Origin of the sequence: Hyphomicrobium sp., assembly GCF_041659645.1 — a bacterium.
Lineage (GTDB): Bacteria > Pseudomonadota > Alphaproteobacteria > Rhizobiales > Hyphomicrobiaceae > Hyphomicrobium_B.
In genome coordinates this window covers 71,756-85,084 of the sequence record NZ_JBAZXX010000003.1, presented here as the reverse complement: position 1 = coordinate 85,084, position 13,329 = coordinate 71,756, and the positions used below count along the sequence as shown (strand labels likewise).

Genomic DNA, 13,329 nt, shown 5'->3' with positions numbered 1-13,329 from the left:
CGTGGCATTTCTTCGCTCGATCCGCCCGGATGAAGATTTTGAGGTCGTCCACGGCCCGACCCTGACGTTGCGTCAGCCCGTGGTGGCGGATTACACGACCTGGGCTGAGCTTCGAGCCCTCAGCCGCGCGCACCTGACGCCTTGGGAGCCCACGTGGTCCCAGGACGATCTCTCTCGCGCCATGTATCGCCGCCGCCTCCGCGCCTACGCCAAGGACGTCCACAACGACGTTTCTTATCCCTATTTCATCTTCGAGAACGCGACGGGCGCCTTGATCGGCGGCGTCACGCTGTCGAACATCCGGCGTGGTTCAGCCCAGACAGCATCGCTTGGCTATTGGATGGGTGCGCCTTATGCCGGCCGCGGCCACATGCGCGAAGCCGTGCGCCTGCTGCTGCCGATGTCCTTCAATGCCTTGAGGCTCCATCGCATCGAAGCCGCCACGATGCTGAAGAATTTCGCGTCTATGCGCGTCCTTGAAGCTGCCGGTTTCCAGCGCGAAGGATTGGCGCGGTCCTATCTCAAGATCAACGGCCGCTGGGAAGACCACTTGCTTTACGCGCGTCTCGCTGAGGGGCAGGTGTCGAGTGTTCCGGAACAGGGGGGGTAATGGCAGTCTGGGGGGGTGACGGAGGAAAACGCACTCGGTCCTGGCTCGGATTGCTGGGCCTCGTCGTCTCGTGTCTTGTGACGGTCGTCGGCCGGGCCGAAGCACTCACGCCCATTCCCGTGGGCGCCGATCAAGAGCGCGTCGAGATCACCCGGCTCGGAGAAGCCTATGAGGGCCGTGGCGATAGCTTGCAGGTTGAGACGGCTGCCGGTTCGGACGGCGTCTCCGGCCGTATGACCGTTCGTGCGTCGGTGCCCGGAACCAGTCCGAATTGGATGGTCTTCGCGCTGACGAACAAGACGGACAAGTCGCTCGAACGGCTGTTGACGGCCGATCGCTATACGATCGTCGGCTCGGGGACCGTCTGGCCCGATCTCGACGCCCGCCGCATCGAAAGCGTCACGCCGTCGGTCGGCTTCGTGCCGGAGCGCATCAAGAGCGACAAGGCCGACGTTTTTCGGATAACGCTGGAGCCGGGACAAACGATTACATACGTGGCGGAGCTTGCGGGCGACCGGTACGCGCGGATGTATCTCTGGCAGCCGATCGACTATGAAATCAAAAGTCGCGACCGCCAGCTTTTCAACGGCGCGATGCTCGGCCTGACGGGTTTGCTCGCGATCTTCCTGACGTCGATTTTCGCGGCCAACCACAAGCTGATTTTCCCCGCCGGAGCGTTGGTCGCCTGGACTGTCCTCAACTACCTCTGCGTCGATTTCGGCTTCTTCCATAAGCTCTTCAATTTGCGACCCGAGGATAACGCCGTCTATCGAGCCGCCGGCGAAGCGGCGATGGCGTCGAGCTTCGTGATCTTCCTGTCGACATTCCTGCGGCTCGGACTCTGGCACGGCATCGTTCGCATGATGATCGGCGTCTGGGTTGTGGCGCAGTTGACGTTGATTGCCGTCGCCGTCATCGATCCGCGCCTCGCCGCGACGTTCGCGCGATTATCGTTTTTGGTGATTGGCAGCGTCGGCGGTCTGTTCACGATCTTCCTTGCGATGAAGGGGCAGGATCGCGCCCTTTCCCTCGTGCCGACATGGCTGCTCTTCCTGGTCTGGATTTTCGCGACCGGCATGACGCTCAGCGGACGGATGTCCGGCGATGTCGTGGTCGCAAGCCTCGTTGCGGGGCTCGTGCTCGTCGTCATCCTGATGGGCTTTACCGTCACGCAGTTCGCCTTCCGCTCGGCCGACGCCGGTTACAGTGGCGCGCCGACCGAGCACAATGCGCGATCTCTGGCGCTTGCGGCCTCAGGGTCGGCCATTTGGGAATGGAATATCCGTCGCGACGAAATCAAGGTCGGACCAGAGATCGAGGTTGCCCTGTCGTTGATGCCGGGCGAGTTATCATCGAAGGTCGATGAATTCCTCAAGCACGTCCATCCGACCGACAAGGAACGATTCCGCGTCACCTTGATGTCGGCGCAGGAGCGCTCCGGCATTCGCATCAAGAGCGACTTCCGCCTCCGCCACGCCGACAACAGTTGGCGATGGTTTGAGCTTGAAGCCGCGAGCGTTCCGAACTCCGATGGCCGGACGTTGCGCTGCGTCGGCTTGGTTCGCGATGTGTCCGATATGAAACGCGCGCACGAACGGCTTCTGCATGACGCCGTCCATTGCAGCCTGACGGGTCTTCCCAATCGCGAATTGTTCGTCGACCGCCTCAAGGCCGTCATCATCCGCGCCAAGACCGACAACGCCGTCAAGCCCGCTGTCATCTTCATCGATCTCGACAAATTCAAGAGCGTGAATGCGTCCTTCGGACTCGTTCGCGGTGACAGCCTCCTGTTAACCGTTGCTCGCCGCCTGCAGCGCCATCTCGGTCCGCAGGATACGGTCGCGCGCGTCGGCGGCGATCAATTCGCTCTGCTCTTCGTCGGCGAGCGTGAAGCCCGCAATTTACCGGCCCTTGCCGAACGCGTGCGCCGGTCTCTAAGGGCGCCGATCCCGCTCGCGAGCCAAGAGGTGATCTTGACGGGCTCTATGGGCGTCGCACTTTGGGATGGCACCCAAGGCGCCGGCGGCGATCTCCTGAAAGACGCCGAACTCGCGATGTATCGCGCCAAGCAGGGCGGCTCCGACCGGATCGAGATCTTCGAACCGGCGATGCGCCGCGACCGCGATTCTGATGCCCAGATCGAGGCCGACCTCGCGCGGGCCATCGAGAAGAACCACCTGAAGGTCCTCTATCAGCCGATCGTCTATCTCCCGACGAAAGAGCTTGCGGGCTTCGAGGCGCAGTTGCGCTGGGAGCATCCCGATTTCGGCCTCGTCAATCCGATGGCGCAGCTGGCCGATACCGGCGACACCGAGATTTTGATCAAGCTCTGCTCGCATCTTCTGCTCCGCGCCGCGCGCGACGTTGCGCGCTGGGTGTTGGAGCTGCCAAGGTCCGAACGTCCGATCTTCGTCTCGGTCAATGTCTCGGGACGTCAGTTCTTCCGCCCGGAATCGGTGCAGGAAGTTCGCCATATCCTCGGCCGCAACATTGCTCCGACCGGTACGATGAGGCTCGAAATTTCAGAAAGTCTGCTTATGGACAACCCCGAGCAGGCGGTCGAGATCTTGAAGCTGCTGAGCGGTTCCGGCGTCGAACTGACGCTCGATGATTTCGGCACCGGCTTCTCGTCGCTCGCTTATCTCCATCGCTTCCCGTTCGACACGATCAAGATTAACGGCGATCTGGTGCGCAGCAGCGGCACCGCGAGCGGCGCTGCGGTCATGCGCTCCATGGTGGCGCTGGCCCACGAGCTCTCGATGACCATCGCCGCCGAAGGCGTGGAGCGCGCCGACGAGGCTGGCTTCCTTCGGTCGATCGGCTGCGAATACGCACAAGGGTATCACTTCGGTGAGCCGATCCCCGAACGTGCCGTCTCGCAACTCTTGAAAATGGTCCGCCGCACCGAGCGCAAATTGCAGCCGCGCGGCTTCTTCCGGCCGAAAGCCAAGACCCCTTCGAAAGACATTTCGAAGAAGCAGACGAAGGTTATTGCCGCATCCCAGCCGCAGGATCAGAAGTCTCTGGCCGCGGTTCCCGCAACAGCCGGATCGCCGGCAACGAGGCCAACGGCGTTGCCGGGTGGGTCGGTCGTGCGACAGCGCCAGAAAGCGGCGGTGCCAGCCGGCGCGAAACCCCCAGCGAACGGTGGTGCCGCCCCCGCGATGGTCGCGGCGCTCAATGGCGCGTTGAACGGCGCGGGAAAGGCCCCGTCCGATAGCCCGTTGCGCGGCCCCGATCCGGTAACGGCGTCGCCGATTTCGCCTTCGTTATCCGTGGCCAATCCCTCGGCCGGTCCTTTGACACAGCCGCCAAAGGCGCAGCCGCGTCCACCGATGCAGAAAATTGCCGATGCGGGCTCCCCACCGCCGCCTCATTCGATGCCGCCCCAGACTTTCGCATCACCACCGCCGCAAGCGAACGGAGGACACACCTCCCCGCCAAGCGCGCGACAAGCGCGGGACCGGCCGCACGAGGACCCCCGCAAGAATATCGTTTCGCCGCTCGCCGAGGCGCTCGCCCGCGCCAGCGCCGCGCCGCTGCCCCAGGGTGCGCCTGGCCCATCGATGTCGCCGCCTTCGCCGATCTCCGAGTCACCGATCCCAGCGGCTCTGCGCAGCGACACGCCGACGATCATACCGTCGCGCGCACCTCCGCCCTTGCCCGCCAACGGCGCCGGATTCCCCTCCCAGCCCGCAACGCAACCCGATTTTTCGACGCTGCCGCCCTCAATCGCGGCAAGCCTCGCCCGTCTGGCCGGAACGTCGCTGCCGAGCGCCGGTAAGACCAGCGGCGGCCCAGCGGCCGACGGTGCCTCCAAGGACCCGCAGAAAGCCCCAAAGGTCGGTTCGGCCGGGGTTTGAGGGCTGCTGCTCTAACAGGTACCCGACGCTGAAGTCGCGCGTGCGTGGACCGCCTTAGGCGTGTCCGGCGTCGCTCACCAGATGCGAGAGATCGATCCCGATCTTGGCCAGCGCCCGGGAATATTTGCTCTCGAGATCCTCGTCGAAAATGAGGTCTGGATCGGCGGGGCAATTCAGCCAGCCGTTCGCCTGCAATTCGGTCTCGAGCTGTCCCGGCGACCAACCCGCATAGCCGAGCGCCAGCAGCGCTCGCGCCGGACCGCGCCCCTGGGCGATGGCCTTCAGGATGTCGACCGTGGCCGTCAGGCAGACGCCCTGTTCGATGGCGAGCGTCGAATCTTCCGAGAAATAGTCGGAGCTGTGCAGCACGAACCCACGCCCGGTCTCGACCGGCCCACCGACCTGAATGGAGAGCGAAAGAACCTCGCTCGTGATCTCGTCGTCGGGATTACGCGGAGAAATGCCAAGCCGTTCGAGCAGATCGGGGGCTGTGATATGGTCGGCGCGTTGATTGATGATCAGGCCCATGGCGCCGTCGGCTGTATGGGCGCACATGTATATGACCGAGCGTTGGAATCGCCGGTCCGTCATCGACGGCATGGCGATGAGGAGCTGGCCTTCGAGCTTGATCTCTGAGCCGTCTGCAAGGCTCACTTGTCGGCTAACCTTCATGTTCGTCAGAGTAACCCCATACAACGGCGACGTGAAGATCCATAAAGTCACGCAATGGCATCAGCCTGTAACGAGAGCACCGTCCGCCGCATATTAGAGCACATGAGATCAACGCAAAGCCCGGAGCGGCTTTCATGACTCCGATTTAAGAATTGAAAGGCGAGTGATTGTGATCAGACTGGCTTTGGCGTTTCTAATGTTGAGCAGTGCAGCCGCGTGGTGCGATGCCGGTCCCGTGGCGTCGGATTGGTATCGGGGTTTCAATAACCAGGCGCGATTGACCGCCGGACAGGCTTCGCGCGATGGGCAGACGGCCATTTACGCGGGCGTCGATCTTTCCATGCCGGGTGGCTGGAAAACCTATTGGCGCTCGCCCGGTGATGCTGGCGGCGTTCCGCCCGATTTCGATTGGAACGGTTCGGAGAACCTCGCGTCGGCGACCGTTCTCTATCCGGCTCCGCATCGCATTCACGATAAGGCCGGCGATGTCGTCGGCTACAAGAACGCCGTGCTTTTTCCCGTTCTGATAACGCCGAAAGATCCAGGCAAACCCGTCACGCTTCATGGCAAGCTGGAATACGGCGTCTGCAAGGATATCTGCATTCCGGCCGAAGCCGAGCTGCAACTCGTCATCCCGCCGGATGTCGGCGCCTCCGCCGAGTTGACGGACGTTCTCGCCCGCGTTCCGGGACAGCATGTGCGGGCTGGCATCGATCCTTCGCTTGCGACGTGGCATCTCGATCGGTCTTCAGGAAAACCGAAGCTCGTGCTCGATGTCGCGAGCGCCGCGCTGGAAAGCGCCGACGCTTTCGTCGAGGCGCCGGGTGGTGTCTATGTTCCGTTGCCGAAACGGACGGCCGACCGATCGGGCAAAGCCGTGTTCGAGGTCGATCTGACCGATGGCGTCGACATCAAGGATCTCAAGGGCAAGCCGCTGACAGTCACGGTGATCGACGCGAAGGGGCAGTCCGAGACGACGATTACTCTTGAGTAGCCGGGCTTCGGAGCTACATAGGAAACCAGCCGTCGAGGCAGAAAACGCAGAGGAAACGCTATGACGATCAAGGTCGGAGATCATCTCCCAGACGGAAAATTCACGGTCATGGGTCCGGACGGACCGATGCCGACGACCGTCGGCGACGTTTTCTCCGGCAAGAAGATCGCCATGTTCGCAGTTCCGGGCGCCTACACCCCGACGTGCAGCAAGACCCATATGCCGGGCTTCGTCGACCGGGTCGATGAGCTGAAGGCCAAAGGCATCGATGCCATCGTCTGCACCGCCGTGAACGACATCTTCGTCTTGTCGAACTGGGCGAAGGACACCGGCGCAACCGGCAAGATCGAAATGCTCGCCGACGGTTCCGGCGATTTCGCGAAGGCTATTGGCCTCGAAATCGATCTTTCGAACTTCGGCCTCGGTCTCAGATCGAAGCGTTACGCGATGCTCGTCGAAGATGGCGTCGTGAAGGTCCTGAACGTCGAGGACTCGCCGCCGATAGCCGATAAGTCGAGCGCGGCGACGCTATGTTCGATGATCGACCGCTCGCTCTAGGACGGCGGGAAACTCAGCCGCCCCCACGCCCTTTGAATGGCGCCATGGCAAGACGCGCCAATTCGTCGGCGCGCTCGTTTTCCGGGTGCCCGGCATGGCCCTTGAGCCAATGCCACGTCACGTTATGCTTGCCGCGCAGCGCGTCGAGCTCCTGCCAAAGCTCTGCGTTCTTGACGGGCTTCTTGTCGGCCGTCTTCCAACCGTTTTTCTTCCAGCCGTGAATCCACGACATGATGCCGTTCCGCACGTAGCTGCTGTCGGTCCAAAGATCGACATCGCTCTTTTTCTTGAGCGCTTCGAGCGCCGAGATGGCGGCCTTCAGCTCCATGCGATTGTTGGTCGTCAGCTTTTCGCCGCCGTTGATCTCTTTCCGATGCTCGCCGGAAATGAGAATGGCGCCCCAGCCGCCCGGCCCCGGATTTCCCGAGCAGGCGCCGTCGCTGTAGATCTGGATCTTGGGGTCTTCGGTTGTCATGCGATCAATTGCGGTGCGTAATCTGCGATGCTTCGGACGGATTGGTGGAAAGTGAGCCGCCGGATGTAATCGGCGGGATCCTTACGCGCGACCAGCGCGTCTTTCGGGGTGTTAAGCCAGTCATAGCTCCGTGTCAGCAGGAAGCGCATGGCCGCGCCGCGCGCGAGCGTCGGAATAGCATCGCGCTCGCCATCGCTCAGCGGACGAACACTGTCATAGCCGTCGAGAAGCGCGGCACCCTTCGCGGGCTCGAACGCGGACTCCGCATTGAAGCACCAGGCGTTGAGGCAGATGGCGATATCGTACGCGAGCGCATCGTCACAGGCGAAATAGAAATCGATGATCCCCGAAAGCTTGTCGTCGACGAAGAAAACATTGTCGGGAAAGAGATCGGCGTGAATGACGCCCTGCGGTAGATCCTGCGGCCACGACCGCTGAAGGAAGTGAAGTTCGTCGGCGATCAGCTCATGCAGGCCCGGACAGATCTCCCCCGTTCGCGCGGAGAATTTGTCGAACAGCGGTTGCCAGCCGGTAAGCCCCAACGCGTTGGCGCGCCGTAGCGCAAACCCTTCGCCCGCGATGTGCATTTGCGCGAGTGCTTTCCCGAGTTCGAGGCAATGCTCGACCTTGGGCCGCTTCGGCCAGACACCTTCGAGAAACGTGATCAGCGCCGCCCGCCGCCCGGCAAGCTCATTGAGAACATGACCGTTCGCATCGCGCACCGGCAGCGGGCATGTCACGCCGCGCGCCGATAGGTGTTCCATCAGCCCGAGAAAGAACGGCAGATCGGCGACGTCGACCCGCTTTTCATAGATCGTGAGAATGAATGTGCCGCGCGTCGTGTGCACCAGATAGTTGGTGTTCTCGACGCCTTCAGCGATGCCTTTGAACGAGAGCAACTTTCCGAGTCCATACCCGGCGATAAAGCGTGCAAGCTCGTCGTCGCTGACTTCCGTGTAAACCGCCATGGTCCTGCGTGCCGAATGGAGCTAGAGCGCTTTCGAGCGAAGTGGATACCGGTTCGCGTGAAGAAAACGCGTCAAAACAAAAACCAGAGCTCCGTTCCGATTCAATCGGGGCGGAAAATGCTCTAGTGCTGCTCGGCCGGAGCGCGTGCGACCCTGACCTCACGCGGCACGTTGAAGACGACGCGTTCCTCGAGCGTCGTTACGACGTCGATGGTGACATCATAGCGGCTGCGGAACGCTTCGACCACTTCCTCGACGATAATCTCCGGCGCCGACGCGCCCGCCGTGATGCCGACTGTCTCCGCACCGTCGAGTTTGTCCCAGGGAATGTCGGCCGCGCGTTCGACCAGGAACGAGAATCGGCACCCCGCACGCGACGCCACCTCGACGAGGCGCAGCGAGTTCGAGCTTTTCGGGCCGCCGACAACGATCAATCCGTCGATCTTGGGCGCCAGAGCCTTAACCGCGTTCTGACGATTCGTCGTCGCGTAGCAGATATCTTCCTTAACGGGGCCGCCGATGTCCGGGAATCGCGCCTTCAGCACGGCCACGATCTCGGCTGTATCGTCGAGCGACAGCGTCGTCTGCGTAACGTAAGCGAGCTTCGAAGCGTCCTTCGGCGTGAACGTTTGCGCGTCCTCGGCTGATTCGATCAGCGTTATGGCGCCCTCCGGGAGCTGCCCCAGCGTACCGACGACTTCCGGGTGACCGGCGTGTCCGACGAGGATGATTTCCCGGCCCTGCTCGAAATGCCGCGCTGATTCCATATGAACTTTCGAAACCAGCGGGCAGGTCGCGTCGACGACAAACATGTTCCGGCTGCGCGCTGTAGCGGGAATGGCCTTGCCCACACCGTGTGCTGAAAAGATCACGGGCTGTTCCGTATCTGGAATCTCATCCAGCTCCTTCACAAAAACGGCGCCTTTGGCCCGCAGGGAATCAACAACGTAACGGTTGTGCACGATTTCATGACGGACGTAGACGGGGGCGCCGAATTTAGTCAAAGCCTGTTCTACGATTTGAATTGCGCGATCGACGCCGGCACAGAACCCGCGCGGCGCAGCGAGAAGGATCTTGAGGGGCGGCTTGTTCACGGTCGCTTCGCTTTGGTTAAGGCCGGACATGGAAGAAAGACGTCCTCTATATTCGTTCGGCATGCATGAAAATGCATTTGGGGGCCAGTGGCGTCGAATGCTACGGTGCTTTTCTGACAATACAAGGGGCCGGGGATCCGAACCTCGGGGGACAGTGTTGCGCAACAAGGGTTATCGCCATCCTTTTGGCGGGCATGTGACGTTGGCGCGCCACTTCTTCGCGCCCGCTGCCCGGATAATGGCTGCGGCCTCGTTGTCTCTGCCGTTGGCAGCCCTGGGTGGCTGTGGAATGTCCTCACTCACGTCGGGGCTCGGCGGCGGGATGTTCGGCGGCAGCTCCTCCGGAGAAACGCAAGTCTCCTCGGTATCGGAAGCCCAATTGCTCGACGCCGCCAAATCGGGTGATCCAAGCGCCACGGGAAGCACGTTCGTCGGCGATGTCGATGCTGGTTGCCCACGTCTCGTCATCGCGCCGCACGACAACTACATCACCTTCTATGAAGTCGGCCACGTCGGTGATGCTCTTGCCGTCGCGCAGCGCGGCGAGATCACCAAGACGGCGCGTGAGTGCCAAGTTGAGCCCGGCCGCGTGACTGTGAAATACGGCTTCTCTGGCCGTCTGCTTCTAGGGCCGAAGGGTCAGCCGGGAAGCGTCACGCTCCCCATCACTGTGGCTGTCAACGACGGCAAGCGGACGCGAATCACGTCAGACAGCGTGAAGCTCGATGTGAATGTCGGTCTCGACAAGCCGATCAGCTACTTCTCGACCGTCCGTACCGTCACGTTCCCCATTGCCGAAGGCACACGTGCTGGCGAATACCAGCTCATTGTCGGTTTCGACAGCAAGGCGCCGAGTTCGGGCTGACGGCCGAACGTCTTTTCAAATCCTGTTCCGCGCAAACAAAAAAGGCCGGGCGATAAGCCCAGCCTTTTGCAATCGTCTGGTTGATAGCGGTAACGCGTCGCTGCTCAGTTGAGCTTGCCGGGCAGATCGCTGATGGACTGCGAGATCAACCCATCGCCGGTTGCCCCGCCAGCGCGCGACTTCAGGATCTCATGAGCAGCCGCCAGCGCCGTCTCTACAGCAGTCGAGCGAACTTCGCTCAAAGCCTGTGCCTCTGCTCGGGTGATCTTGTCCTCGGCGATCTTTGTACGCCGCTCCAGGCTCTCGGCCAGAGTTTTACGGGCATCGGTCGCCAGCGCATCGGCCTCACGCTTCGCCTGCTCGATGATCGACTGCGCTTCCGTCTCGGCTTCACGCGCCTTGCGCTGATAGTCGGCGAGCAGCGCTTGTGCTTCCTCGCGCAGCTTCCGTGCCTCGTCGAGTTCGTTGCGGATGCCGTCGGCGCGATCGTCGAGCGCCTTCGCTACGACCGCTGGAATGCGATAGTAAACAAGCAGGGCGATGAACGCCACGAAGGCGATAAGAACCCAGAAAAGCGGATTGTCTGGATCGAGCATTGTCCTAAATCCTTAACTGCCCGCAACCGGACGCAGCACCTTCTTCACGTCATCGGCAGGCACATCCTGGCCGATAAGTTTCTCGACGACAGCCCGCGCCGTTTCCGTTGCGATCTCGCCGATGGCCGAAAGCGCCTTGGTCTTCGTCGCGGCGATACGCGTATCGGCGTCACGAAGCTTGACCGCGATCTGATCGTCGACGCGATGGCGCTCGGCGTCCGTTTCGGCCGCAAGCTTCTCGCGCGTTTCCTTCGCGATGCCCGACGCATTCGTGCGGGCGTCTGAAAGCGCCTTCTCGTAGTCCGAGAGCGCCTTGTCGGTCTCATCCTTGAGGCGCGCAGCGGCGTCGAGGTCACGCTTGATCCGGTCCCGGCGCTCTTCGATCACTTCGCCGACGCGCGGCAACGCGATCTTCGACATGACGAAAAACAACGCCAGGAACGTCAGGACGAGCCAGAAAAGCTGCGTTTCAAAGGTGTGCGTATTGAGCTGAGGCAAGCCGCCGGATTTGGCAGCTCCCTCGGCCGCCTCGGCGGCGACCGTGAACAGCATTGTCGTGCCGGCAAACATCATAGCCTCCGGTTGATCGGGCGTGATTCAGTCTTCCCGGCCAAGTCTTAACCGTAGAGGATGATGAGCGCGATCAGAAGGCCGAAAAGACCGGTTGCTTCAGCGAGAGCGAAGCCGATCAGAAGGTTGGTGAACTGCGAAGGAGCAGCCGACGGGTTACGCAGCGCGCCAGCGAGGTAGCTGCCGAAAATGTTGCCGATGCCGATGCCGGCACCGATGAGCGCGAAGCAGGCGAGGCCAGCGCCGATGAACTTGGCGGCTTGCGGATCCATTGAGTATCTCCCTTTAAGTGCAGTTTGAGTTGTTTCAGATAGACAAGCAAAACAGGGCGCTGACGGTTGACCCGCTCTTCGCTCTGCAATGTTCAGTGATGCATGTTAACTGCGTCGTTGAGGTAGATGCAGGTCAAGACCGTGAAGATGAAGGCCTGCAGAAATGCAACGAGCAGTTCAAGGCCCGTAAAAGCCACCATGAAGCCCGTGGGCGCGATCTTTCCCCACCAGGGAAGAAGCACCGCGAAGCCTGCGAAGACTTCGAGCATGGTGTGTCCCGCCATGATGTTTGCGAAAAGACGCACGGAATGGCTGATCGGACGGATGAGGTACGACGTGAGTTCGATCGGGATGATGATCGGCATGAGCCAGATCGGGACACCCTCGGGAGCGAACAATTTCAGATAACCGGCGCCGTGCTTCCAGAATCCGACGAACGTGGCAACGAGCCAGACCATGATGGCAAGCGCGAACGTGACGATGATATGGCTGGTGACCGCGAAGTTGCCGGGGATGAGGCCGAAGATATTCAGCACGAGAATAAAGACGAAGATCGTGAACACCCAAGGGAAGAACTTCATGCCTTCCGGCCCGATGTTCTGCTTCACCATGCCCGCGATGAATTCATAGCTGAGTTCGGCCACGGACTGAATGCGCGACGGCACCAGCAAGCGGCGGCGCATTGCGAAAATCATGAAGACGACGATAAGCCCTAGCGCCACGACCATCATCAGTGATGAGTTCGTGAACGAAATGTCGTGACCGAAAAGATCGAGATCTACGATCTTCGTGATCTCGAACTGCTCCATCGGACCGTGATGTCCGGCGCCTTCAACGGCCAAGGCCTACCCCCTAGTATTTATTCGTCGTCGTCATTTTTGACGGACGGCGCCGCCTTTTGTAGCGGTTCATTCTTTGCCTGCGCTGCTTGAGCGGCGCGGACAACATTCAAGAGGCCCGCCGCAAAGCCGATAATGACCATAAGGATCATCAGCCACGGCGCTGTTCCGAGCTGCCGATCAAGAAACCAGCCCAGTCCACCGCCGACCACAACACCGACGATCAACTCGGCCGCAAACTTGAAGGCGGCTCCGTAGGCGGACCCATCCTGAGGCCCACCACCCGTCGACCGCTCAGCGCTCGCTTTCTGCGCTTTAAGCGCATCGAGCTTCTGGCCAAGTTCCGCTGACCGCTTGCGAATGGCTTCGCGGTCTTCCGGGCTAATTTGCCCGTTTTCCGGACTCTGATCCTTGCCATCGGCTGACATGGTTCAAACCATCCAGATAACGCGGAAAACCGGCCGCTTAAGGGAGATCGACGGCGCGGACCATAGTTAGGGGGTCTAGGGGTGTCAAGGAATTGGGCATAAGGCTATCGACCACCGGGGTACGGCTAAACCGCGCAGGCTTTCTGAACTGTTTTCAGCGTGATGCGCAAAAAAAAGGCCTTCGCCTTAACAGCAAAAGCCTCATCATTTAGTCCGACTTTTGGGCAATGTTTATGGGGTGGACGAATTTTGCGCAGGTTGCGGCGCTACTGAATTCTGACCGGCGTTGCCGCCCGACGAAGAATCGACGCGCGGCGGCGTTTCGTGCCAGAAACCACCGACCAGCACCGCGCCGACGACCAGCGCAAGCGCCATCGAGGCGATCAAAACCCGCAAGTTCATTTTCCGCGGGCTGGCTTGACGCGCGTCCGTCGGTCCGATGACATCGCGTCGGGCACGAGGATCTTGATCTGATTGCATGGGGCGATCTCCATTATCCTTATGGAGCGCAACGCCTCCGTGTAT

Annotated in this window: 15 protein-coding genes; 5 read left to right on the top strand and 10 right to left on the bottom strand. The window is 61.2% G+C overall.

What is annotated here, in order from left to right:
- Nucleotide 1 precedes the first annotated feature (1 nt).
- Together WC811_RS10250 and WC811_RS10245 are read left to right on the top strand one after the other, a co-directional pair.
- Nucleotides 2-610 (top strand): GNAT family N-acetyltransferase, encoded by a 609-nt coding sequence (locus tag WC811_RS10250; RefSeq protein ID WP_372643985.1) that lies wholly within the window; start codon nucleotides 2-4, stop codon nucleotides 608-610.
- Nucleotides 610-4,473: an EAL domain-containing protein gene (locus WC811_RS10245; protein WP_372643982.1), complete on the top strand. Its 3,864-nt coding sequence runs from the start codon at nucleotides 610-612 to the stop codon at nucleotides 4,471-4,473. Before WC811_RS10250 ends, WC811_RS10245 begins: the two co-directional genes overlap by 1 nt.
- A 54-nt stretch (nucleotides 4,474-4,527) precedes the next feature.
- Here the strand turns inward: WC811_RS10245 and WC811_RS10240 are convergent, their stop codons facing one another.
- On the bottom strand, nucleotides 4,528-5,145 hold the full coding sequence (locus WC811_RS10240) for a YqgE/AlgH family protein (protein WP_372643979.1): 618 nt from the start codon (nucleotides 5,143-5,145) through the stop codon (nucleotides 4,528-4,530).
- Nucleotides 5,146-5,341: 196 nt separating this feature from the next.
- Here WC811_RS10240 and WC811_RS10235 point away from each other — a divergent pair, with 196 nt between their 5' ends.
- Nucleotides 5,342-6,139, top strand: a complete 798-nt coding sequence (locus WC811_RS10235) for a protein-disulfide reductase DsbD domain-containing protein (protein WP_372643976.1) — start codon at nucleotides 5,342-5,344, stop codon at nucleotides 6,137-6,139.
- Nucleotides 6,140-6,199: 60 nt separating this feature from the next.
- Nucleotides 6,200-6,697 carry a peroxiredoxin gene (locus WC811_RS10230; protein ID WP_372643972.1) on the top strand — a complete coding sequence of 166 codons (498 nt, stop codon included), beginning with the start codon at nucleotides 6,200-6,202 and terminating at the stop codon, nucleotides 6,695-6,697.
- 13 nt (nucleotides 6,698-6,710) lie between these two features.
- Here WC811_RS10230 and rnhA read toward each other — a convergent pair whose 3' ends face one another.
- The 3 genes from rnhA to ispH all read right to left on the bottom strand — a co-directional run bounded on the left by rnhA (nucleotide 6,711) and on the right by ispH (nucleotide 9,264).
- Entirely contained in the window at nucleotides 6,711-7,172 is a 462-nt protein-coding gene (rnhA, locus tag WC811_RS10225; protein WP_372643969.1) for a ribonuclease HI, read from the bottom strand.
- On the bottom strand, nucleotides 7,169-8,140 hold the full coding sequence (locus tag WC811_RS10220) for a homoserine kinase (protein ID WP_372643966.1): 972 nt from the start codon (nucleotides 8,138-8,140) through the stop codon (nucleotides 7,169-7,171). The genes rnhA and WC811_RS10220 overlap by 4 nt, the downstream gene beginning before the upstream one ends.
- A gap of 122 nt (nucleotides 8,141-8,262) precedes the next feature.
- The gene (gene ispH, locus WC811_RS10215) at nucleotides 8,263-9,264 is read right to left on the bottom strand and encodes a 4-hydroxy-3-methylbut-2-enyl diphosphate reductase (protein ID WP_372643963.1); all 1,002 of its coding nucleotides are present in this window, start codon (nucleotides 9,262-9,264) and stop codon (nucleotides 8,263-8,265) included.
- A gap of 259 nt (nucleotides 9,265-9,523) precedes the next feature.
- Between ispH and WC811_RS10210 the strand changes: the two genes are divergently transcribed.
- Entirely contained in the window at nucleotides 9,524-10,099 is a 576-nt protein-coding gene (locus WC811_RS10210) for a hypothetical protein (protein WP_372643960.1), read from the top strand.
- Nucleotides 10,100-10,203: 104 nt separating this feature from the next.
- On the opposite strand, the gene WC811_RS10205 is transcribed toward WC811_RS10210, so the two are convergent.
- The 6 genes from WC811_RS10205 to WC811_RS10180 form a co-directional block, all read right to left on the bottom strand.
- Nucleotides 10,204-10,695, bottom strand: coding sequence for a F0F1 ATP synthase subunit B (locus WC811_RS10205; RefSeq protein WP_372643957.1), 492 nt, complete (start codon nucleotides 10,693-10,695; stop codon nucleotides 10,204-10,206).
- A gap of 12 nt (nucleotides 10,696-10,707) precedes the next feature.
- On the bottom strand, nucleotides 10,708-11,265 hold the full coding sequence (locus tag WC811_RS10200; RefSeq protein WP_372643954.1) for a F0F1 ATP synthase subunit B': 558 nt from the start codon (nucleotides 11,263-11,265) through the stop codon (nucleotides 10,708-10,710).
- A gap of 47 nt (nucleotides 11,266-11,312) precedes the next feature.
- On the bottom strand, nucleotides 11,313-11,537 hold the full coding sequence (locus WC811_RS10195) for a F0F1 ATP synthase subunit C (RefSeq protein WP_372643952.1): 225 nt from the start codon (nucleotides 11,535-11,537) through the stop codon (nucleotides 11,313-11,315).
- 92 nt (nucleotides 11,538-11,629) lie between these two features.
- Nucleotides 11,630-12,346, bottom strand: a complete 717-nt coding sequence (locus WC811_RS10190; RefSeq protein WP_372645751.1) for a F0F1 ATP synthase subunit A — start codon at nucleotides 12,344-12,346, stop codon at nucleotides 11,630-11,632.
- Nucleotides 12,347-12,396: 50 nt separating this feature from the next.
- The gene (locus WC811_RS10185) at nucleotides 12,397-12,804 is read right to left on the bottom strand and encodes an AtpZ/AtpI family protein (protein ID WP_372643948.1); all 408 of its coding nucleotides are present in this window, start codon (nucleotides 12,802-12,804) and stop codon (nucleotides 12,397-12,399) included.
- 231 nt (nucleotides 12,805-13,035) lie between these two features.
- Complete coding sequence (locus WC811_RS10180) at nucleotides 13,036-13,284, bottom strand: hypothetical protein (RefSeq protein ID WP_372643944.1); 249 nt, start codon at nucleotides 13,282-13,284, stop codon at nucleotides 13,036-13,038.
- Nucleotides 13,285-13,329: the final 45 nt, after the last annotated feature.